This window comes from Bacillus sp. FSL W8-0519 (assembly GCF_038005585.1).
GTDB classification, from domain to species: Bacteria; Bacillota; Bacilli; order Bacillales; family Bacillaceae_G; genus Bacillus_A; species Bacillus_A paranthracis.
Window position 1 is genome coordinate 4,201,824 of sequence record NZ_JBBOTL010000001.1, and the last position, 22,702, is coordinate 4,224,525.

Annotated in this window: 23 protein-coding genes and 1 other annotated feature (1 of these 24 running past the window's edge); of the genes, 1 reads left to right on the plus strand and 22 read right to left on the minus strand. The window is 37.1% G+C overall.

Annotation, left to right across the window (positions count from 1 at the left end):
• Positions 1-58: 58 nt before the first annotated feature.
• From NST14_RS22110 to NST14_RS22155, 10 genes are all read right to left on the minus strand, one after another.
• Complete coding sequence (locus tag NST14_RS22110; RefSeq protein WP_229143027.1) at positions 59-457, minus strand: ankyrin repeat domain-containing protein; 399 nt, start codon at positions 455-457, stop codon at positions 59-61.
• A complete protein-coding gene (locus NST14_RS22115) occupies positions 424-1,242 on the minus strand; it encodes an ABC transporter ATP-binding protein (protein ID WP_000626533.1) in 819 nt (272 codons plus the stop codon). Before NST14_RS22115 ends, NST14_RS22110 begins: the two co-directional genes overlap by 34 nt.
• Positions 1,229-2,257 carry a FecCD family ABC transporter permease gene (locus tag NST14_RS22120; protein ID WP_000445967.1) on the minus strand — a complete coding sequence of 343 codons (1,029 nt, stop codon included), beginning with the start codon at positions 2,255-2,257 and terminating at the stop codon, positions 1,229-1,231. Before NST14_RS22120 ends, NST14_RS22115 begins: the two co-directional genes overlap by 14 nt.
• A 5-nt stretch (positions 2,258-2,262) precedes the next feature.
• Positions 2,263-3,210 carry an ABC transporter substrate-binding protein gene (locus tag NST14_RS22125; protein WP_000748449.1) on the minus strand — a complete coding sequence of 316 codons (948 nt, stop codon included), beginning with the start codon at positions 3,208-3,210 and terminating at the stop codon, positions 2,263-2,265.
• 157 nt (positions 3,211-3,367) lie between these two features.
• Positions 3,368-3,595: a YrhC family protein gene (locus NST14_RS22130; RefSeq protein ID WP_000661441.1), complete on the minus strand. Its 228-nt coding sequence runs from the start codon at positions 3,593-3,595 to the stop codon at positions 3,368-3,370.
• A 126-nt stretch (positions 3,596-3,721) separates the two neighbouring features.
• The gene (gene adhE / locus NST14_RS22135; protein ID WP_229143028.1) at positions 3,722-6,325 is read right to left on the minus strand and encodes a bifunctional acetaldehyde-CoA/alcohol dehydrogenase; all 2,604 of its coding nucleotides are present in this window, start codon (positions 6,323-6,325) and stop codon (positions 3,722-3,724) included.
• Positions 6,326-6,583: 258 nt separating this feature from the next.
• Complete coding sequence (locus NST14_RS22140; protein WP_001201911.1) at positions 6,584-7,717, minus strand: bifunctional cystathionine gamma-lyase/homocysteine desulfhydrase; 1,134 nt, start codon at positions 7,715-7,717, stop codon at positions 6,584-6,586.
• Between the two features lie 3 nt (positions 7,718-7,720).
• Positions 7,721-8,644: an O-acetylserine dependent cystathionine beta-synthase gene (locus NST14_RS22145; protein WP_001103856.1), complete on the minus strand. Its 924-nt coding sequence runs from the start codon at positions 8,642-8,644 to the stop codon at positions 7,721-7,723.
• An 82-nt stretch (positions 8,645-8,726) separates the two neighbouring features.
• Positions 8,727-9,422 carry a 5'-methylthioadenosine/S-adenosylhomocysteine nucleosidase gene (gene mtnN / locus NST14_RS22150; protein ID WP_001217039.1) on the minus strand — a complete coding sequence of 232 codons (696 nt, stop codon included), beginning with the start codon at positions 9,420-9,422 and terminating at the stop codon, positions 8,727-8,729.
• A gap of 14 nt (positions 9,423-9,436) precedes the next feature.
• Positions 9,437-10,075, minus strand: a complete 639-nt coding sequence (locus NST14_RS22155) for a class I SAM-dependent methyltransferase (RefSeq protein WP_000536319.1) — start codon at positions 10,073-10,075, stop codon at positions 9,437-9,439.
• Positions 10,076-10,211: 136 nt separating this feature from the next.
• Between NST14_RS22155 and NST14_RS22160 the strand changes: the two genes are divergently transcribed.
• Complete coding sequence (locus NST14_RS22160; RefSeq protein ID WP_000010984.1) at positions 10,212-10,427, plus strand: YrzA family protein; 216 nt, start codon at positions 10,212-10,214, stop codon at positions 10,425-10,427.
• Between the two features lie 35 nt (positions 10,428-10,462).
• Here NST14_RS22160 and NST14_RS22165 read toward each other — a convergent pair whose 3' ends face one another.
• The 12 genes from NST14_RS22165 to alaS all read right to left on the minus strand — a co-directional run bounded on the left by NST14_RS22165 (position 10,463) and on the right by alaS (position 22,548).
• A complete protein-coding gene (locus NST14_RS22165) occupies positions 10,463-11,113 on the minus strand; it encodes a YrrS family protein (RefSeq protein WP_000897107.1) in 651 nt (216 codons plus the stop codon).
• Between the two features lie 116 nt (positions 11,114-11,229).
• Positions 11,230-12,984, minus strand: a complete 1,755-nt coding sequence (locus NST14_RS22170; protein WP_000403942.1) for a peptidoglycan D,D-transpeptidase FtsI family protein — start codon at positions 12,982-12,984, stop codon at positions 11,230-11,232.
• Positions 12,985-13,076: 92 nt separating this feature from the next.
• Positions 13,077-13,553 carry a transcription elongation factor GreA gene (gene greA / locus NST14_RS22175; protein WP_000179963.1) on the minus strand — a complete coding sequence of 159 codons (477 nt, stop codon included), beginning with the start codon at positions 13,551-13,553 and terminating at the stop codon, positions 13,077-13,079.
• Positions 13,554-13,831: 278 nt separating this feature from the next.
• On the minus strand, positions 13,832-14,470 hold the full coding sequence (gene udk / locus NST14_RS22180) for a uridine kinase (protein ID WP_000537087.1): 639 nt from the start codon (positions 14,468-14,470) through the stop codon (positions 13,832-13,834).
• A gap of 17 nt (positions 14,471-14,487) precedes the next feature.
• Positions 14,488-15,768: a peptidase U32 family protein gene (locus tag NST14_RS22185; protein WP_000217969.1), complete on the minus strand. Its 1,281-nt coding sequence runs from the start codon at positions 15,766-15,768 to the stop codon at positions 14,488-14,490.
• A gap of 18 nt (positions 15,769-15,786) precedes the next feature.
• Positions 15,787-16,716, minus strand: coding sequence for a peptidase U32 family protein (locus NST14_RS22190; RefSeq protein WP_000742783.1), 930 nt, complete (start codon positions 16,714-16,716; stop codon positions 15,787-15,789).
• Between the two features lie 7 nt (positions 16,717-16,723).
• The gene (locus NST14_RS22195) at positions 16,724-17,365 is read right to left on the minus strand and encodes an O-methyltransferase (protein WP_000389089.1); all 642 of its coding nucleotides are present in this window, start codon (positions 17,363-17,365) and stop codon (positions 16,724-16,726) included.
• A 202-nt stretch (positions 17,366-17,567) separates the two neighbouring features.
• The gene (gene mltG / locus NST14_RS22200; protein ID WP_000230079.1) at positions 17,568-18,638 is read right to left on the minus strand and encodes an endolytic transglycosylase MltG; all 1,071 of its coding nucleotides are present in this window, start codon (positions 18,636-18,638) and stop codon (positions 17,568-17,570) included.
• A gap of 216 nt (positions 18,639-18,854) precedes the next feature.
• Complete coding sequence (locus NST14_RS22205) at positions 18,855-19,133, minus strand: DUF1292 domain-containing protein (RefSeq protein WP_000392247.1); 279 nt, start codon at positions 19,131-19,133, stop codon at positions 18,855-18,857.
• A 12-nt stretch (positions 19,134-19,145) separates the two neighbouring features.
• A complete protein-coding gene (gene ruvX, locus NST14_RS22210) occupies positions 19,146-19,559 on the minus strand; it encodes a Holliday junction resolvase RuvX (RefSeq protein ID WP_001221191.1) in 414 nt (137 codons plus the stop codon).
• Positions 19,560-19,562: 3 nt separating this feature from the next.
• Positions 19,563-19,829: an IreB family regulatory phosphoprotein gene (locus tag NST14_RS22215; protein ID WP_000348590.1), complete on the minus strand. Its 267-nt coding sequence runs from the start codon at positions 19,827-19,829 to the stop codon at positions 19,563-19,565.
• A gap of 76 nt (positions 19,830-19,905) precedes the next feature.
• On the minus strand, positions 19,906-22,548 hold the full coding sequence (gene alaS / locus NST14_RS22220) for an alanine--tRNA ligase (protein WP_000811836.1): 2,643 nt from the start codon (positions 22,546-22,548) through the stop codon (positions 19,906-19,908).
• A gap of 40 nt (positions 22,549-22,588) precedes the next feature.
• Positions 22,589-22,702: a binding site (T-box leader), on the minus strand (it continues 106 nt past the right edge of the window).

Sequence of the window (22,702 nt, forward strand, 5' to 3'; positions counted from 1 at the left end):
GGTAAACTTTCCAATTATATAAAAGTGAAAAGTTTACCGCACATAAGAACTTTGGCGGTCAGTAAGAAAGCACCGTTAAGTAGTCAAATACACGCTGTGCTTTTTCTCCACCCATTCGTGCATGTTGAAGAAGAGAAATACCATGTGGACCAGATGCACGTAATGCTTCTGGTTGTGCTACTAAAATAGCTTGTACAACTTCTAATTCCCCCAGCATAGCGGCCGCGAAAATATCCATTCGAGCACCCTTTTCTAATAAGTAAAGAGCAATATCTTTACGCCCTACATGTGCCGCTGCTCCTAACGCACTTTCCCAATCTGATCCACCCCAATTGTAAGAAGCATGAAGTAAACTTGACGATTCAGCCAACAGTTCTTGTACTTTTTCTAAATCTCCGTGAGCTGCCATAACAAATTCCCTTACTAACTCAGTGGTAACACGTTCTTCTGTTCGCATTTTGCTCCTCCTTTTTTAGAAATTCGTTTCGGTGTAAAAAATGGCTTATCGCTTCCTTGAAAAATATCTACCTCTATGCCAAATACATGTTGAAACATTTCATGACATAACACTTCTTCTGGTATACCATCATACTGAAGCTTCCCTCGCTTTAATACGAGTAAACGATCACTATATTGAGCCGCTTGGTTAATATCATGTAAAACCATTATAATTGTCATGCCAAATTCCTCGTTTAGTCGTTTCACAAGTTCCATTACTTCCAACTGATGAACGATATCTAAAAAAGTTGTTGGCTCATCCAATAATAAGACATTCGTACGTTGTGCTAGCGTCATTGCAATCCAAGCGCGTTGTCTTTCCCCTCCTGATAAAGATTGTAAAAGACGATATTCATACCCTTCAAGATTTGTAACAGACAATGCCCAATCAACAATTTCTTCATCTTCTTTATTTAAGCGACCTCTCCATAACTTATGAGGGCCTCTTCCAAATTCGATTAATTCTTTCACTGTTAAATCTAATTGATGATCATGCATTTGTGGTAACATCGCTAATTGCTTCGCTACATCGGCACTTTTCATCGTATGAATACTTTTTCCATCTAAAACGATATCCCCTTCGCTTTGTTTAAGTAGTCTTGCTATTAAACGAAGCAAAGTAGATTTCCCAGATCCATTCGGTCCAATCAAACTAACGACTTCTCCAGCTTTAATATGTACATTCATATTTTGCATTTGAAATCTTTCAGAATGTGCGTAAAACACTTTATTAACGGAAATCACGCTGTTTTCCCCCTCTATGAATTAAATATAAGAAGAACGGACCGCCTAAGAAGGATAATAAAATACCGACAGGCAATTCAATTGGATCAAACCAACTTCGAGCTATCGCATCCGCGAAAACAAGTAATATCCCTCCGCCAAGGCATGATAATGGCAGTAAATATTTATAGTCATTTCCAACTAATAAACGTAACATATGTGGTACGACAAGGCCGACAAATCCAATAAGACCAGAAACACTAACTGCTATTCCAGCTAATAATGTGCTTACTACTATTAAATAAAAACGACTTCTCTCCACGTTATGACCTAATAATTTCGCCATTTCATCTCCAAGCATTAATACTCGAATATGCTTGATACCGAAGAAGGCCAGTATAATAGCGAATATTGCATAATAAATAATCATGTTTAAATGTGCCCAACTTACACCGCCAATACCACCCGCTAACCACGGTAACACGGATTGTACTTTGTCACTATGTAATAACATTAATGCTGACGTCGCTGCACCTATTAATGCATTAATTGACACACCTACTAAGACAATTCTTGAAGGTGGCGCCCCTTTTTGCCATGATAAAGCATAAATGATCATCGCCGTTATGAAAGCTCCTAAAAACGCACCGAGTGGTAAAAACGCCATATGCTGAGGGAATAAAATCATAATTACAATTGCAACAAGGCCTGCTCCAGATGACACCCCGATAATACCAGGGTCTGCAAGAGGATTTCTCATCACCCCTTGCAGCATTGCGCCAGATGCAGCTAAACATGTTCCTACTATAAATCCAACGAGCACTCTTGGTATACGAAGGTCCCATACAATTCGATGAACTGTCGAACCTTCATCTTGTATCCCTGTTACAATATCTCGTAAAGAAAAGGATAGGCTTCCTGCGAAAAGACCGTAAAAAAGACATAAAACCGTTAATACAACTAAGGTAACTGCTATGATCCATCTTTTTTTCGCAAAAGGATGTTCCTTTTCCCTTACTACTTCACTACTTTCCATACTTATCATTTCCTTACATCTTGTATACTTTTATACATAAAGTCCATCGCTTCTGTAACTTTTGTTCCAGGATTTGATCCAAATAAGTCTGGTGGCAAAATAACTACGCGATTTTGTTTTACTGCATCTAAATTTTTCCACGCTTCATTTTTCATCATTTCACCTTCAAATGCTTTTTTAACGCTATTTGGATCTCCATGTGTAATTAAGTAAATCACATCAGGATTCGCCTCAATAATGCGTTCTACACTTAGCTGTGCATATTGCGGATATTCCTTCATTTCTGGAAAATCAGCGGCAATATTTTTCCCACCTGTTTTCTCTAAAATATCACCTGATAAAGAAGTTGGTAATGCTGCTAAATAAGTACCAGGTGCTCCATACACTAGCAATGCTTTCACATCACTCTTTTTCTCATATGTCTTCATTTGATTCGTAATTTTTTGGTTAAGTTCTTTTGCTTTATCTTCTTTTTTCATTATCGTTCCGTATAGTTCAATATTCTTTAGAATATCTTGTACAGAATTCGTAGAAGAAATCATTACTTTCGTTCCTTGCCCTTCAACCGTTGGAACATTCTTTTGGAACCCATTATTAGCAATAAGTACATCGGGCTTTAAGCTGGCAATTTGCTCAAAATTTGGCTGATGTGCATTCCCGATTACTTGTACTTTCTTTATATCTTCTGGAAGAGTTATTTTTGCATCCGGACGACCCACTATTTTTCCGCCTAAAGCATGAATAATATTCATGTCTCCCATACTTAATGTTGCAAAACTCTCTGGCACTTTATCGAATATTACCTTTCTTCCTGACAGGTCGGTAACTTCTATTTTCTCTTTTCCTTTTTCTGTTTTTGTTGCCGCTGCTTTTTCGTCTCCCTTTGCACTGCAACCTATTAATAAGAAAAAAATAGATAAAATCGCTGTAAATAGCGTAATAGATTTTTTCATTCTCCCACCTCTAATTGATAATGATAATCATTAACTACTATTCTACTTTAATTGATAAGGATTATCATTGTCAATATGAAACACATACATTTTCTAGAAAAAAACAAAAAGCGTTACAAAAAGATTCCTTCTTTTTGTAACGCACTATTTATCAATATTATTCACATTCGTTTCCCTCTAACTTGTCTCGCATCACTTTCACACGCTGAAAGAAAAAGAAAGATAAACTTAAAAATATAACGATGCTCCCCATCATAACAAAAAATTGTATCGTTTCTTTTGCTCCATTTGGAATCAATAAGCCAACCATTAACAATGTACTTACAGCGAGAAGAATTTGTCCGAACCGAGTATAATCTTCTATTTTCTCTTGTAATTCTTTCATTATATTCTCACTCCTCCATTTCACTGTATCATATTCTACTAAACTTAAAGACAAGTAAATACAGCCATTCTGGGAGATGTTTTCCAAAAGAAAAAGAGCCGCTTTATTGCGACTCTTTCATAACCATTACTCACCTTTATATGCTTTCATATAAATTTCTTTCAGCTCTGAAATGAGAGGTAATTTCGGATTAGCTGTTGTACATTGATCTTCAAAAGCTCTTTCTGCTAATAATCCAACAACCTCTTCAAATTGGTCTTTAGCAACTCCTTGTCCCGCAATACTCATATTTATATTTAAACTTTTTCCGAGATCAATAATTGCTTTGACGAGTGATTCTACACCTTCTGCCACCGAACTTGCTGGTAGCCCGAGCATTCTCGCAATATGTGCATAGCGTTCATCAGCTACAAAATGCTCATATTTTGGGAACAATGCGTGTTTTCTTGGCTTAATAGCATTATAGCGAACTACGTGCGGCATAAGAATTGCATTCGCACGCCCATGCGGAATATGAAATTCTGGTCCAATTTTATGTGCTAAACTGTGATTAATACCTAGGAAAGCATTTGCAAATGCCATCCCTGCAATTGCAGAAGCATTATGCATTTTTTCTCGTGCTTCTTCATCATGTCCATCTTTAAATGCTCTTGGTAAATATTTAAATACGAGATCAATAGCCTTTAATGCTAATCCATCTGTATAGTCATTTGCTAAAACAGACACATACGCCTCGATTGCATGCGTTAATACGTCCATCCCAGTGTCTGCTGTTACATGTGGTGGTACTGTCATTACAAATTGTGGATCAACAATTGCTACATCTGGCGTTAATTCATAATCGGCGAGTGGATACTTTATATTATTTTTCTTATCTGTAATAACCGCAAATGGTGTCACTTCTGATCCTGTTCCAGATGTTGTTGGAATAGCAACAAACTGCGCCTTACTTCCTAATTCCGGATATTTACATGTACGTTTTCTTATATCTAAAAACTTCTGTTTAATTCCATAGAATGTTGTTTCTGGGTGCTCATAGAAAAGCCACATCCCTTTCGCTGCATCCATCGCTGAACCACCACCAAGTGCGATAATGACATCAGGCTGAAAACTTCTCATCATTTCCGCACCTTTAAACACAGTTTCATCTGACGGATCTGGCTCGACCTCAAAGAAAACTTCAACTTTCACATCATTTGCATGTTTACGTAAATAATGCGTAACCGTATCTACATATCCGTGCTCAACCATTCCTGGATCCGTTACAATAAACGCACGTGAAATGTTAGGCATATTTGCTAAATATGATGTCGCATGTTTTTCAAAATAAATTTTTGGTGGTAATTTGAACCACTGCATATTCTTTTTTCTATTTGCCAACCTTTTTATATTTAATAAGTGCGTCGCTGTTACGTTTTGAGAAACCGAGTTTTTCCCGTAGGAACCGCAGCCAAGCGTAAGTGATGGAATAAATCCATTATATATGTCACCGATTCCACCTTGTGATGAAGGGGCATTTATAATAAGGCGGCAAGCTTTCATACGTAATCCAAATTGCTTTTGCACTTCTTTATTTACAGAATGGATAACTGCTGAATGTCCTAAACCACCGAGGTTTAACATTTCTTCACAATATGTAAACCCTTCTTCTAATGAATTTGCTTTTACACAAGCTAATACTGGACTTAACTTCTCACGAGATAGTGGATATGCAGCTCCGATGCCTTGTATTTCAGCTACAAGCATTTTTGTATTTTTAGGTACAGTAATTCCAACTAATTCGGCAATATACTGTGCGGATTTCCCTACAATATCACTATTTACTGCACATGTATTTTCATTAATAACAAGCTTTTCTAATTTACTTCTCTCTTCCTCGGTTACAAAATAACAATCATTTGCAATCATTTCTGTTTTCACATTATCATAAATTTCCTTGTCTACAATAATTGCTTGTTCTGATGCACAAATCATACCATTATCAAATGTTTTAGATAAAATCAAATCATTAACCGCTCGTTTTATATGCGCTGATTTCTCTATATAACATGGTACATTACCAGGACCTACACCTAGCGCTGGTTTTCCAGTAGAATAAGCTGATTTCACCATACCAGCCCCTCCAGTTGCCAAAACAAGAGCAACACCTTCATGGTTCATTAATTGTTTCGTTGCTTCGACAGAAGGTTTTTCAATCCACTGTATACAATGTTTTGGTGCCCCCGCCTTCACCGCTGCATCATATACTGTTTTTGCCGCTGCAATGGAACAGTTTTGTGCTGAAGGATGAAATGCGAAAATAATTGGATTTCTCGTTTTTATCGCGATTAATGCTTTAAACATTGTTGTCGATGTTGGATTCGTTACTGGTGTTACCCCAGCTACTACACCGACGGGCTCCGCAATTTCTATTATTTCTTCATGAGAATCTTCGTGAATAATCCCTACTGTTTTATCTTTCTTTATGCTATGCCAAATATATTCAGTAGCAAAAATATTTTTAATACATTTATCTTCGTATACACCACGACCTGTTTCTTCAACAGCCAACTTCGCAAGCGGCATATGTTGATCAACACCTGCTAATGCCATTTCATGAACAATGTTGTCAATTTGCTCTTGTGTAAAACTTTCTAATGCTTGTAAAGCTCTCTGACCGTTATTCACTAACGTATCAATCATCTCTTTTACTTCCTGCATTTCATTTACAACTTTCTCTTTGACTACCATGTAAATTCCTCCTATTCTGCTATCTTGGACTAAATAAGACCCGACAGGTCATAATTAGTCCTGATTAGCGCAAAAAAATAGAATTGCTTTCCTACATGAACCTCATTGTTTGTGAAATATTTCACAAGTTTGTTCGTGGGTAACACTTCATGAACTTAATATACATGAATTTATTTTATTTGTGTTTGTCTAATTTGTGAAATATTTCACAAATTAATATAGTAAAAATGCACTGCCTATACTAGCAGTGCATTTTTACTATGCTAACGCTTGTGCTAAATCTTCAATTAAATCTTCTCCGTCTTCAATACCGACAGAAATTCGAATTAATGTATCTGTAATTCCTAATTCTTTACGACGATCTGCTGGAATTGATGCATGCGTCATTTGAGAGGGAATAGAAATTAAACTTTCTACTGCTCCTAAACTTTCAGCCAGCGTAAAGTATTGTAATCTCTCAAGTACTTTATTTAATGTTTCTTCGCTATCTACATCAAATGAGATAATAGCACCAAATCCATTTGCCTGTTCTGTTGCTAATTTATGGTTTTGATGTGACTCAAGGCCTGGATAATATACTTTATTCACTTTTGGATGATTATTTAAAAACTCAGCAATTGCGCGTGAATTCGTTTCATGCTCTTCCATTCGAATTCCTAATGTTTTTAAACCACGAAGTAGTAAGAAACTATCTTGCGGGCCAAGAATGCCTCCTGTTGAGTTTTGTACAAAGTGAAGGTCTTCTGCTAATTGCGGACTATTTACAACTACTAAACCTGCAACTACGTCACTATGACCTCCTAAATATTTCGTTGCACTATGAAGTACAATGTCTGCTCCTAAAGAAATCGGCGACTGCCAATATGGCGTCATGAATGTGTTATCAATAATTGTTAATAAATCTTTCTCTTTAGCAAGAGTAGATATTTTTTTAATATCAGTAATTTTTAGTAACGGATTCGTTGGTGTTTCTACATAAATCGCTTTCGTATTTGGACGAATCGCTTCTTCAACTTCCTCTAAGTTTGTTGTATCTACAAATGTATGCTCAATACCGAAGCGGTTTAACACTTTCGTAATCACGCGGTACGTTCCGCCATACACATCATCTGTTAAAATAACGTGGTCACCTTTTGAAAACAACATAATTGTAGCTGTAATAGCCGCCATTCCTGAACCAAATGCGAAACCAGCATGGCCGTTTTCTAATACCGCAATCATTTCTTCTAAAGCTGCACGTGTTGGGTTTCCTGTACGTGAATATTCATATCCTTGATGCTTACCAACTGCTTCTTGTTTGTACGTACTCGTTTGATAAATCGGTACATTTACAGATCCAGTTGAAGGTTCTCCTATGCGAATACCATGAATTAACTTTGTCTTTGCTCTCATTTTTTATTCCCATCCTTTGTATATGTCTTTACTTAAATAGCGCTCACTACTATCAGGAAAAATCGTTACAATATTTGTACCTGGCGCCGCTTTCTCTGCTTCAAGTAAACTTGCATGAAATGCTGCTCCTGAAGAGCTCCCAACAAGAAGTCCTTCTTTTTGCGCTAATTCTTTCACTCGTAAAAATGCATTTTGATCAGAAATCGTATGAATTTCATCAAAATAAGATGTTTTCAAAAATGGCGGGATGAATTCAAGGCCAATCCCTTCTGTTTCATGTGAGCCAGCTTTACCACCATTTAAAATAGATCCTTCTGGTTCCACAATAACCGTTTTTATATCTACATTTTTTTCTTTTAAATAAGATGCAGTCCCCATAAACGTACCGCCAGTTCCTGCTCCAGCAACAAATATGTTAATCTCTCCATTAAGTGCCGACCAAAGTTCAGGTCCTAATGTTTTAAAATATGCACGAGGATTTGCCTCATTTGCGAACTGACTTGGAGAGTATGAATTCGGTATCTCATTTACTAACTCTTTTGCTTTTGCAATTGCACCGGTCATTCCTTGCTCAGTCGGCGTATGCACGACCGTTGCGCCTAGTGCTTTCATTAATTCTTGTTTTTCAATGCTAAATTTCTCTGGTACACAAACGATAACGTGTAAATCATGTTGTAACGCTGCGAGTGCCAGTCCAATACCAGTATTTCCAGCTGTCGGTTCAATAATTGTTCCGCCCTCTGTAACAAGCCCTTTTTCTAGCGCATCTTCGATTAATTCTCTTCCTAATCGGTCCTTAACGCTTCCGCCTGGGTTATAAAATTCAAGCTTTGCAAATAAACGGACCCCTTCTGGAAGTGAAAAACGAGTAATTTCCACAATTGGTGTATGACCAATTAACTCATGAACTCCACGATATACATTCATCGTGTTCTCCCCCTTATTTGCCAATAAAGAAAAGGCAACTGTATGTATTTTCTTTATATGAGACAGTTGCCTTTTTGTTACATTACTTTAACTCTTCTAATACTTTTACGATAAAGTTTGTAGAATGAAGAGCTGCTTGATCTAAAAATTGATCAAATGAAACATTTGATTCTTTACCAGCAATATCAGAAAGTGCACGAATGATAACAAACGGAACTTCATATTGGTGGCATACTTGTGCAACAGCTGCTGCTTCCATTTCTACTGCATAAAGGTTTTCAAATTTATCACGAATGGCTGCAACTCGGTTCGGATCACTCATAAATGAATCACCTGTTGCAATCATACCTTTTACAACTTGAATATTTTCTTCTGCCTGCATACATTTTTCAGCTAATGCAACTAATGCTTCATCAGCTTTAAATCCAGGCGGCATTCCTGGTACTTGACCATACTCATAGTTAAATGCTGTTACATCTACGTCATGGTGACGAACTTCTGTTGAAATAACGACATCCCCAACATTTAGAGAATGATGGAATCCACCAGCTGAACCAGTATTAATGACTTTTTCAGGCTTATATCTTTCTAATAAAATTGTCGTTGACATCGCTGCATTTACTTTACCAATACCAGACTTTAACAAGATTACTTCATGTCCTGCTAATTGCCCTTTCGTAAATTCACAACCCGCAACCGTTTCTGTTTCTGCTTGTTCTAATTTATCACGTAAAATACGTACTTCTTCTTCCATTGCTCCAATTACAGCAATTCTCAATCTAATCCCTCTTTCTATTGCTTAGTTGCCTCCATTACCCACACGAAATGATTTAATCTCGTAAACGTTACATGGAAGCCATTGTTTTCAAAAATAGTCTGCATAACTGGAATACGTGTATAGTATTCCGTTTGCAAATCGTTTGCTAACTGATGAAAACCTCTTTGTTTTGCTGCTTCAACAGTTTTATCATATGCATCTTGATCTGCAAATATCGTATCAGCAAACACTATTTTACCACCTTTGTTTAGCAATTGACTATACTTCGCAATCGCTACATTTTTTTCATCATCTGTTAAATGATGAAATGCATAGGTGCTTACTATGGTATCAATGGAATTCGGGACTTCAAACGAAAGAAAATCACCTTCTGTAATGGAAAACTCTTTTGGCAATTTCTCTTTTGCAATCATGCGCATTTCACGTGACGGTTCTATACCGTAAACTGTGCGGCCAGCAAGTAATAATTTATTTGTTAAATTACCTGTACCGACACCAAATTCTAATACGTTACCAAATGACTTGTTAACTACATCCTCTAGAATGTCCTCATAATGGGCGAAAACTTCTTTATATTGTATATCTTCGCCTTGTACAAATGAGTCGTACGTATGAGCCCACTCATCAAATAAACCATTAAATTCTGTACCCATAAAAATTCCCCTTTTTCTTATCGGTTTTATCAGTATGATATTCCCTCTTTCTAAAAATGTCAATTGAAATGTACATGGTATTTCCTTCTTTTCTTTGTTACACTATAGTTGATTACATAGGAGAGGGGCCGTCTTCATGTCATTTACCTTTGAAATGTTAGAAGATAAAGTAGAATTTTTTGAAGCGGGAGACTTAGCTTCTTTAGAACGTAAAATCAGTGAACAAATCGATAATAATAAAGCACTTATGCTTGAAGTTCATCACATCTCGCATCAAATGGTTATGGATCCTGAAAGTAAAAGACCATATTATAGCGCGGTTGTTCATTTTAAATTAAAGAAATTACGCTAACTAAAAAAGAGAAGCTCCTAAGGAGCTTCTCTTTTTTAGTTTAGAGTTTGAACAAGTACTGGTTTCCAGCCTTCATTGTCTACCCAATCAATATTTACATAATATCTTTTACCTGTTTGTTTATCTTGTACGTTACCGTAAGCTTTATTCTTACCGTTATTTCCGATTCGATGAATAATTAATTGCTCTACTGGAACGTCAATTGCAGCTGAAATCGCTTGATTCATCTCATTCCAATCTGCTGTACCTTTTTTAAACGTCATCGCAGGTGTTGCACCTTGCTCTGTGCCTACTGGCTTCCAAGAAGGTTTCGTATAAGCGTCAGTTGCCTTTGGCTGTGTTTTTTCAGCTGGTACTTTCTCGTTAGCTTTTGCTTCTTCTTCAGCTTTTTTCTGTTCTTCTTCAGCCTTTAGCTTCTCTTCTTCTTCTTTCTTCTTAGCCTCTGTTTTCTCTTGTTCATTCTTCTTCGTCTCTTCTTTGCCTTTAGCTTTCTCAGACTTATTCTCTTTCGTTGTTTGCTGAGCTACCTTTTTATCGCTAGAAGACGCTTGCTCTTTCGTGTCAGGAACAAACAATTGATATGCTACAATAGCTACTGCTACTAGTACAATAGCGATTGCAATATTTAAAACACCGTTTTGACGACGTTTTTGTTGTTTCTGTTGGAATCTAGATCCTCCTGCCATTCTTCAAACCTCCATGCAGTTTTTCATACTTGCTATTGTAACATTAAATCTAGAAAGGTTGAACATTTACAATAATATTTTCATGAAATGAAAACATTTTACTATGAATTGCAAGATTACTTTTCATTCTCTAATCGATAGATTGATTCTACGATTGCTTTAAAAATAGGTGTAACTGCATTTACATTGCTACTCGTTTCTATATCCACGACAACTAAAGCATATCTTGGATTTTCATATGGAAAATAACCTGCAAACCAACGATTCTCTTTCGTTCCTTTTCCTGTTTGTGCTGTCCCAGATTTTCCAGCGACACTTAGTGGTAACAACTTGAATGCTGCTCCTGTGCCTTTCTCCGTTGTTACAACGCTCCTTAATAACTGTTGTAATGTTTTCACTGTTTCATATGAAAGCTGTTTCCCACCTAATGTATGGTCTTCAAATGTATAAAAATCCGTTCCATTTTTGTACATTATTTTTTCAACAGCTTTCACTTCCATCTTTTCTCCACCTCTAGCAATCGTCGCCATCATATTTGCAATCGCTAGAGGTGACATACGTACATCTTTCTGTCCAATTGCTGTTTGCGCTACCGCTTTTTTACTATTCTTATTTCCTTCACTCTCCCAAATCGTAACACTTTTCTCCTCTGGCATTTGCTCAAAATGAGTTGTATGAAATACAGAACCTCTCCATCCAACCTTCTCAGCGCCTCCTAAAGCCTCTACATAAGTTTCTAACACCATCTTATCCTTTTGTATTAGCTCATTTCCTAACTCTGAAAATGTCCTGTTACAGCTTCTAGCAAAGCTCTCTTTAAAACTAAGTGTCCCCATCCTAACTTGTGGGTGATCTTCACCATATAAATCTTTATTACAATTAAATACGCGATTAAAAACATTTTCATTTTGATCAATCGCTGCGGCCGCAATTATTGTTTTAAAAACAGAACCGGGAAAGTGTGGTGTTAACATTTGATTTTCAAGTGTAGTTTTATATAAACTCTCATCTTTCACCTGTACAGATGGTTTGCTAACCATTGCTAAAATTTCATTTTTCTTTACATCAAGTAGCACTACTCCTCCCTTCTTAATTTCACTTGCTTCAACTACTTCTTCTGCTTTTTTCTGTAACTCGTTATGTAAAGTAGTTTGAATCGTCACTGGATAAAACGGATTTCCAGGCGATGTATATTTCGCTTGTTTTCCAAAAATCGGTTCTCCTTGCCGGTCCACTTGATACAATACTTTTGCCTCTCCATCGGTCAAAAGAAATTCATCAAATGATTGCTGCAATCCTGAAATGCCAATCGGTGTTTGTTTTGAAATTTTTCTAACTTCTCCGTATCGTTTTTGAAATTCTCGTTCATTCTCACCCACATCACCAATTAAATGATTCACCACGCTAGTTTGCCGCAAACGAACTTCAGCTGCTACAATGCCTAATACATTTAATTGATTCACCTTCTCCATCTGCTCTCGTTCCAAGCGAAGTGGTTCATTTCCTCTTTGCAGGATAAATGCACTTTTCTTATGTTTCATTTGACTTTCAATCTCTTGTCTCGACATACCAATGATATGCGCAATTTTCTCCAACATGTTATTTTTTAATTGTAGAAATGGAAAAACAATTAAAACAGGATACTTTTTCTCACCTATCTCCTTACCATTACGATCTATAAAATGGCCGCGTCCATCATCTACCGTAATGGATTGCGTCCGTTGTGTAACACTTTTTTCAATTAAGTTAATCTTACGATCCGTAAATGATTCCGTATCGATAATTTGTATTTGAATTAAACGACAAAGTAACATAAACATGACACATATAAAACAAATTAAAACAATTGTAATTCTCCGTTTTATTTCCATAAAAAAACACCTCGTCTAGTATAGTTTGGACGGAGTGTTTCATCTTTTATACAAATAAAAAAATCACTCGCTTTTACACGAGTGATTTTTAATTATTTTACAGAGATAATCTCTACTTGCATTTCTCCACCTGGAGTTTGGATTGCTACCTTCTCGCCAATTTGCTTACCTAATAAGCTTTTTGCGATTGGAGAATCGTTAGAAATTCTTCCTTCAAATGGATCTGCTTCTGCGCTACCTACGATTGTGTAAGCTTCTTCATCTCCATCTGGTAGTTCTTTAAATGTTACTGTTTTACCTAATGTAACAACTGTAGATTCTTCACCGTTATCTGTGATGATAACTGCGTTACGAATCATGTTTTCTAATTGTGTAATACGTCCTTCTACGAACGCTTGCTCATCTTTCGCTGCATCATACTCAGAGTTCTCAGAAAGATCTCCGAAGCTACGTGCAATCTTAATGCGCTCTACAACTTCTTTACGTTTTACCGTTTTTAAATCCTCAAGTTCGTTCTCTAGCTTTTGCTTACCCTCTTGCGTCATAGGGTATGTTTTTTCTGTTGCCATATTTTCCACTCCTTTTATATACCAATCCCCCGAAAAAAAGAGGAGTTCCATATGAAAACTCCCCCGCTTATATGTAAAGCGGAGGTTTCTAGCACGCCTGTACTAGCGGAGTTGTCACATACAACCCCGTATTCCCAATTCTTCTTTATATAAAGAAGATATGTATGGAAAGTTGATATAAATATGCCCTCACCTATATATAGATGAGGTTGCATGTTTCATTGTATTCGATAGGAAGGGAAAAAATCCCTTCCTACCGTATATCTTTTACTATGCTATTACAAATTTACTTTTTGTTCAAGAATTGTTGCAATTTTTGTAACCATAATATCAATTGCAACGTGGTTTTGTCCACCTTCAGGGATAATAATATCCGCAAATTTCTTAGAAGGCTCAATAAATTGATTGTGCATTGGACGTACAACATTTACATATTGATCAATAACTGAATCCATCGTACGACCACGTTCTTTAATATCACGCTGCATGCGGCGCAGGATACGAAGGTCAGCATCTGTATCAACGAATAACTTAATGTCCATTAACTCACAAAGACGTGGGTCTTCTAAAATAAGAATTCCTTCTAAAATGATTACATCTTTCGGCTCAACTGGAATAATTTCATCTGAACGCGTATGCAATGTATAGTCATATACAGGTTTCTCTACTTGTTTATATGCAAGCAACTGCTGCAAATGTTCAATTAACAAATCATTATCAAACGCTAATGGATGATCATAATTTGTTTTTAAACGTTCTTCCATTGGTAAATGGCTTTGATCTTTGTAATAATAATCTTGCTCTAAGATTAAAATGGAATGACCTTTAAAATGGTCAAAAATCGCTTTCGTTACACTTGTCTTACCTGACCCTGAACCACCAGCAATTCCAATTACAACAGGCTTATTCGTCCCCATTCGACTATCACTCTTTCTTATTGAAGTATGCTTTTGCGCATCATATTATTCACATACACTGGTTGATCCACTTTGAATTTCACGATCTGCAACGGATGTCTCGCTGCATCTAATTCGTTTCCATCCTCATCCCAAATTTTCTCCACCGTCTGCGTAAAGTTTTCTATTTCTGGTCCAAAGAACTCCACTTCATGTCCTGGTTTGAAATGATTACGTTGCTCAATCGTTACGATGCCCGTTTCTTCATTATAATCTAACACTAAACCAGCGAAATCATACGTTGTTTTCTTACTATGATTTCCAAACATTTGCTCTTGATGTCCTGGAACCCCTTCAAAGAATGCAGGAGCTGTATCACGATTTGCACATTTATCAAGCTCATCTAACCATTCTTGTTTAAACTCAAAGTTATCAGGATCCGCACAATATGCATCAATTACTTTACGATATACTGTCGCTACAGTAGCTACGTAATGGATTGATTTCATACGTCCTTCAACTTTTAAGCTATCAATTCCAATTTCAATCATTTTCGGAATTGATAAAATTAAATTTAAGTCTTTTGGACTCATTGCAAAGTGAGCATCTTCTTCTTGGAATAGAGGAAGCTCTTTTGCATCTTTATGTTGTGATACTGTTTGAACTAAATCATAGTCCCAGCGACAAGATTGACAACAACCACCACGGTTAGAGTCACGCGCTGTCATATGGTTACTTAGCGTACATCTTCCTGAATATGCGATACACATTGCACCATGGACGAATGCTTCAATTTCAATATCCACTTTTTCTTTAATCTCTTTCATTTCTTCATAGCTTGCTTCACGAGCTAATACAAGACGATGTAAACCTTCTTCTTTCCAATACTGTGCTGCTTTCCAGTTGGATAGTGATTGCTGTGTGCTTAAATGCACCTCAACAGAAGGCGCTACACGTTTACAAGTCTCAATGATAAGCGGATCAGCAACGATAATTCCCGTTACGCCAGCTTTTTCAATCCCTTTTAAATATTCCTCTAGCCCGTCCATATTTTCATTATGTGCAAAGATATTTGTTGTTACATATATTTTTGCTCCATATTTCTTTGCAAATTCCACACCTTCTGCCATTTCTTCCAGTGTAAAGTTACCTGCATTCGAACGAAGACCAAATTCTTGTCCACCTAAATATACAGCATCTGCCCCGTAATGGATAGCTACTTTTAATTTTTCTAAGTTACCCGCAGGGATTAACAGTTCAGGTTTCTTCACAATAACGCGTTTGCCATCGATCACTCGTGAAATTTCTTGTACAGTCATTTCCTACACCCTCCTCGTTTAGTAAACCGTCTCTTTAAAGAAGAATCCTGTATCTAACGGACGATTCACCGGTTGCATTTCTTCTATCTCTTTATATAAGTCGTCTTTCACGTCGTAATACGCATCACGATCTTCTACACATAAATCAATTGCTTTACGATATTTCTTCGTTACCTCAATAATGTATGCAGAGCTTTTTAGTACACCATCAACTTTTAAGCTATCAATTTCAGCATCAATTAGCTCTTCTAACTCATCAATGAAACAAATATCATTTGGACTCATAATGTGAGTACCATTTTCATCTTCATAAATTGGATATTTATTGTTACGCTCTGGGTCATATAAGAACATATTCTCTTCATATTTTTTCTTTTCAATGTCAAGATGACGTCCTTGATACTCAAAGTAGTTTCCTACTAACGAACGCTTCGACTGGAACATACAAGTCATACCGTGAATTTGCACTTCAAGTTCCACTTCAGCATTTTCTTTTAATTCAACAATTTCATCTAAGCTAAGCTCGCGAGCTAATACAGCACGTTTTGCTCCTCTTTGTCCCCAGTAGTTACAAGTAAACCAGTTTGTTGCTGTTGTTTCTGTATTCCAGTGCAATTGCATATTTGGCGCTACTTCGCGAACCACCATTAATACTGCTGGATCTCCGAAAACAATTGCATCTACATGTACTTCGTTTAAAAATGCAACATAGTCTGTTAATTCTTCTACTTTATCGTTGTGGAACATAGCGTTCATTGCTACGTATACTTTTACACCATTTTCATGTGCAATCTTCACAGCTTGTTTCACATCTTCACGTGAAAATTCCCCTGCTAAACGTAAACCAAACTTTTGCTCACCGATCATTACCGCATCTGCTCCTGCTTTCGCAAGAGGTTCGATATCCGCCACTGCTTTTGGTGTTACTAACAATTCTGGTTTCTTCATACCTTGGTCACCCTTTCTTTTTACTAACAGCTACTCCATCACCAATTGGGAAAATCGTTGTATCATATCCTTCATGGTTCATAAGCCATTCATTGTACGTCTTAATACGACGGATTAAACCACGTGTACGTCTGTTTTCAATTTTCTCTTTCGTCGTTACAAGGCCATGGTACATAACATTATCTGAAATAATTACGCCACCAGGATTTAATAACGGTTCATATAAGTCAAAAAAGCGACGATATTGTCCTTTTGCTGCGTCAATAAAAATAACGTCAAATGTTCCATGTTCTTCTACTTGCTCGCCTGTTTCTAACGCATCACCGTAAATAACTGAAATACGTTCTTTAACTGGTGAACGTTCTATATATTCAAGTGCTTTTTCATATCGATCGCGATTGCGCTCAACTGTCACAATGCGAGAATTTGGAATAGCTTGCATCATACGAATACTAGAATAGCCAATTGCTGTACCTAGCTCTAAAATGCTCTTCGGTCCAATTAAACGTAAAAATTGCAACATAAATTCCATTCCAAGTCGATCCATAATTGGCACATGATTTTCTTTCGCATAGTCTTCCATTTCAAGAATTAATTTATCTTTCGGATCAATAAATGATAATAGGTACTCGTTAACTGCATCCTCCATAATGGTCCTCCTTATTTACATGGAGAAGTGCCTCTATGACGTCTTTTCACACATAGAATGCAATAAAAATACAAGCCAGCTTTATCCTTAGCTTGTACGTCCCGTTTTGATATTAAAAACGATTCTTCTGCCAGTTTTTAACCCGATATATTTTACCACAAAAAAGAGGGATGTGCGACCTTTTTCGCTATCCCTCCCCATTTCACTGCTTTTTCGTAATATATTTTTGCTTTAGTGCATTATGCTCTTCCAATGTTTTCGCATAGTACACTTCACCAGTTGGTGCAGCTAAGAAATAATAATAATCTGTTTGCGCAGGCTCTAGCGCTGCTTCCACTGAATGTTTACCAGAGTTTGCAATCGGGCCCACCGGCAATCCTTTCACAACGTACGTATTGTACGGTGAGTTTATCTTTAAATCTTCGTATAATACACGTTGTTTATGCTTTCCAAGTGCATATAATACCGTTGGATCCGTTTGAAGCGGCATACCTTTTGCTAAACGATTATAAAAGACACTAGAGATCTTTTGACGATCTGTAAAGCCTGTTGCCTCTTCTTCAATAAGTGAAGACAATGTTAAAAGCTGATGCACATCCCAGTTTTTCGCTTTCATTTTTGCTTCGTTTTGAACAATGATTGCATTCGTTTTCTCAAGCATTTGGATAACAATTTCTTCTAAAGTTATATCTTTTTTATAGAAAGAGTACGTCGCAGGATATAAATAACCTTCTAATGGATATTTAATATTGCTATCAAAGATTTTATCCGTTAACAGCTTGGGATACTTTTGCTGCATTTTTTGAATAAATGCTTTATCGTTTAATTGACGTACAACATCATCTTTATTCCACTTTAATTCGTTTGCAACCGTTTCTGCAATTTCAGTTACTTGTGCACCTTCTTTTACCGTCACTTTATAAAGAGCTGGACGATGTACATTACCAGATGACATTTGCTCAATAACATCTTTTGCACTCATTGAAGGATTTAATAAATATGTACCCGCTTGTAAATTTTTAGATTTAGCCTTTGTATAAAAACTAAAAACTGTACCGTTTTTCACAGCACCTTTTTCTTCTAAAATCTCACCAATTTTACTAGTAGATGATCCCTTTGGAATTTCTACTTCAATCTCTTTTTTATTCCCGCTATCAACCGGTCCTAATGCGGATGAAATATACGCATAGACTGAACCACAAACTAAAAGCAGTGCAATTATCGAGAATAAAAAAATGCGTCTACGCTTCTTTTTCACTTGATTCTCTACCAAAACTCTTCCTCCTTATTCAATTGTAGGCCATATGTACATCTTTCTATACAAAACGATGAAAAATCACAATAAACTTACCTATCATTTTGACAGATACTTTATTTTTCTACAATCCGTCTCATTATACTACAAAGGATTACGCAGTTTCGACAAAAAATCTTTCATTTTACATATAAAAAAAGGTGGACTATATATCGTCCACCTTTTCAGTACTTATTATTCAGCTTCTTGCTCATCAGCTAGAGTGTTGAACATTTCTTGTACCATTTCCCACTCTTCTTCAGATTCGATTGGAAGTAAAGTTCCGCCCTCTTCTTCATTTTGCTCATAAGCCATTGCATCGTAAATTTGGTCTCCATCTTCGTCTACTTCACCGATTGGAGAGAAGACTACGTATGATTTTTTGCCAAATTTTTCAGCGTCAAAAGTGAAAATAATTTCACATAAATGTTCGTTACCTTTTTCGTCTACAATTGTAATTTGATTTTCTTCCATTTTGGTCACCTCTTATTTACTATCTAAAAATCCTTGTAAGATTACGACTGCAGCCATCTTATCAATTACTTGCTTTCGCTTCTTACGGCTTACATCGGCTGAAATGAGTAGACGTTCCGCTGCCATCGTTGACAAACGCTCGTCCCACATTACAACGTCTAATTGTAACAGCTCTCGTAGGTTTTCTGCAAATTGTTGGCACGCTTCACCACGCGGGCCAATTGTACCATTCATATTTTTAGGTAAACCTACTACTATCTTGTCCACATCATACTGCTTTACTAACTCAGAAATACGATCAAAACCAAAGTGACCTCGTTCTTCGTTAATCTTAATTGTTTCTAACCCTTGTGCTGTCCAGCCCATTTCGTCGCTAATTGCAACTCCGACTGTTTTTGTACCTACATCTAAACCTAATATCCGCATAAACTACTCCTCACGATGATGTTTCAAGTAAGACTTCACAAGCTCTTCAATTAATTCATCACGTTCAAGCTTGCGAATGATGCTACGTGCATCTTTATGGCGAGGTATGTATGCTGGGTCTCCACTTAATAAATAACCGACGATTTGGTTAATCGGATTATAGCCTTTTTCTTGAAGTGCATCATACACAGTTAAAAGTACATCATTTACATGGACACTCTGTTTTTCATCTTGAATGCTAAACTTCATTGTTTTATCAAAACCGTCCATTTCAAGCACCTCACTTATATAGTAAGTATAGGGAGAAGAACTTCTCCTCTCCCTACCATTGTACACTACTATCTCTTTATTTTGAAACAGATTTAACGTACTCTTGTACAAATGCTAAAGCTTCCTCAACTTGCGCTGGGTTTTTACCGCCCGCTTGTGCCATATCAGGACGGCCACCACCGCCACCGCCACAACGAGAAGCTACTTCTTTCACAAGTTTACCAGCATGGTAACCTTGGCTAATTAAATCTTTCGTTACGCCAGCTAAGATGTTTACTTTGTCATCATTTACAGACGCTAATACGACAACCGCAGATTCTAATTTATTTTTCAGATCATCCATCATCGTACGTAAGTTATTCATATCTGCAACATTTACTTTCGCTGCTAATACGTTCACGCCATCAACTGTCATTACAGAATCCGTTAAGTTTCCAGCTTCGATATTGCTTAATTTCGCAGCAAGAGATTCATTTTCTTTTTGCAATTGTTTCACTTCAGCAAATAGACCATCAACTCTTGTTAAAATGTCTTTTGGATTTGTTTTCATTTTTCCAGCTGCTTCTTTTAATAAACCTACTTGATCGTTCATTAATTCATAAGCAGACTTACCAGTTACTGCTTCAATACGACGAGTTCCTGCACCGATACCAGACTCAGCAACGATTTTGAAAATACCGATAGAAGCTGTATTATCAACGTGACAACCACCACAAAGCTCTAAGCTATAATCGCCAACTTGTACAACGCGTACAACATCACCGTATTTTTCACCGAATAATGCCATTGCGCCCATTTCTTTCGCTTCTTCAATTGCTTTTTGAGAAATCTCAACATCAATACTTTCCCAAATTTTCTCGTTTACGATACGCTCAATTTTTTCTAATTCGTCAGCTTGTACTTGACCAAAGTGAGAGAAGTCAAAGCGTAGACGTTCAGAAGTTACAAGAGAACCTGCTTGGTTAACGTGTGTTCCAAGTACGTCTTTTAATGCTTGGTGTAGTAAGTGAGTTGCTGTATGGTTCTTCACAACGCTACTACGGTTTTTCGTATCGATAATAGCTTTTACAGCCGCATCTTTCGTTAATGTACCTTCTTCAACTACAACTTTGTGCAAGTTTTGGCCGTTTGGTGCTTTTTGTACGTCTTTTACAAGAACTTTCACGCCATCAGCAAGAAGATAACCACGGTCTGCAATTTGTCCACCGCTCTCAGCATAGAATGGTGTTACATCAAGCATTAATTGTCCTTCTTCACCAACTTGTAAGCTGTCTGTGTATTCACCGTTTTTCACAAGTGCAACAACATTACTTTCTGTTGCAACTGTACCGTAACCAACGAACTCGCTCGCTACTTTCACTTCTCCAAGGACACCGCCTTGAACTTGCATAGAATCAACATCTTGACGAGCAGCACGTGCGCGCTCACGTTGTTTTTCCATTTCATTTTCAAAACCTTCATGATCAACAGTCATACCAGCTTCTTCGGCATATTCTTCTGTTAATTCAATTGGGAAACCGTATGTGTCATATAGACGGAACGCATCTACTCCAGAAATAACCGTTGTTTTTTCTTCTTTCGCTTTTGCGATAACTTCAGCTAAAATTGCTTCACCATCATGAAGTGTTTCGTGGAAACGCTCTTCTTCATTTTTCACAACTTTTGCAATAAAATCTTTCTTTTCAAGTACTTCTGGATAGAAGTCTTTCATTACTTCTCCAACAACCGGTACTAATTCAAACATGAATGGACGGTTGATGTTTAATTTCTTCGAATAACGAACCGCACGACGTAATAAACGACGTAATACATAACCACGGCCTTCGTTAGATGGAAGAGCACCGTCACCAACAGCGAATGTTACTGTACGGATATGGTCAGCAATTACTTTAAACGCCATATCTTTTTCTAAGTCACCATTGCGATATTTCTCACCAGAGATTGTTTCTGTTGCACCAATCATTGGCATGAATAAGTCTGTGTCAAAGTTTGTAGGCACATCTTGAACGATAGATGTCATACGCTCTAGACCCATCCCTGTATCGATATTTTTCTTAGGAAGTGGTGTATATGAACCGTCTGGATTATGGTTAAATTGAGAGAATACAAGGTTCCATACTTCTAAGTAACGCTCATTTTCTCCGCCTGGATATAATTCTGGGTCACTAAAGTCATTACCGTAAGCTTCTCCGCGGTCATAGAAAATCTCTGTATTCGGTCCACTTGGTCCTTCACCGATATCCCAGAAGTTTTCTTCTAAGCGGATGATGCGCTCTTTTGGAACGCCCATTTTCTCATTCCAAATTGTGAATGCTTCTTCATCTTCTGGATGGATTGTAACGGATAGTAATTCTTTATCGAATCCGATCCATTTGTCGCTCGTTAAAAATTCCCAAGCCCAAGTAATTGCTTCTTCTTTGAAGTAATCACCGATTGAGAAGTTTCCTAACATTTCAAAGAATGTATGGTGACGAGCTGTTTTCCCTACGTTTTCAATATCGTTTGTACGAATTGATTTTTGAGCATTTGTAATACGTGGATTTTGCGGGATTACACGTCCATCAAAATATTTTTTTAATGTTGCTACACCACTGTTAATCCATAGAAGAGATGGATCTTCATGTGGAACTAGTGATGCACTAGGTTCTACTGCATGTCCTTTTTCTTGGAAAAAGTCTAAAAACATTTGACGAATTTGTGCGCCTGTTAGTTGTTTCATTGTATTTTCCTCCTTAAATATAAAAAACTCCCGCCCCTATAAAAGGGACGAGAGTTAACTCGCGATACCACCCTAATTATGAATTGATTGCTATATGAATCAATTCATCACCTCATGGTGCCGTAACGTGGCAAGACGGCAGTGATTAGCTGCT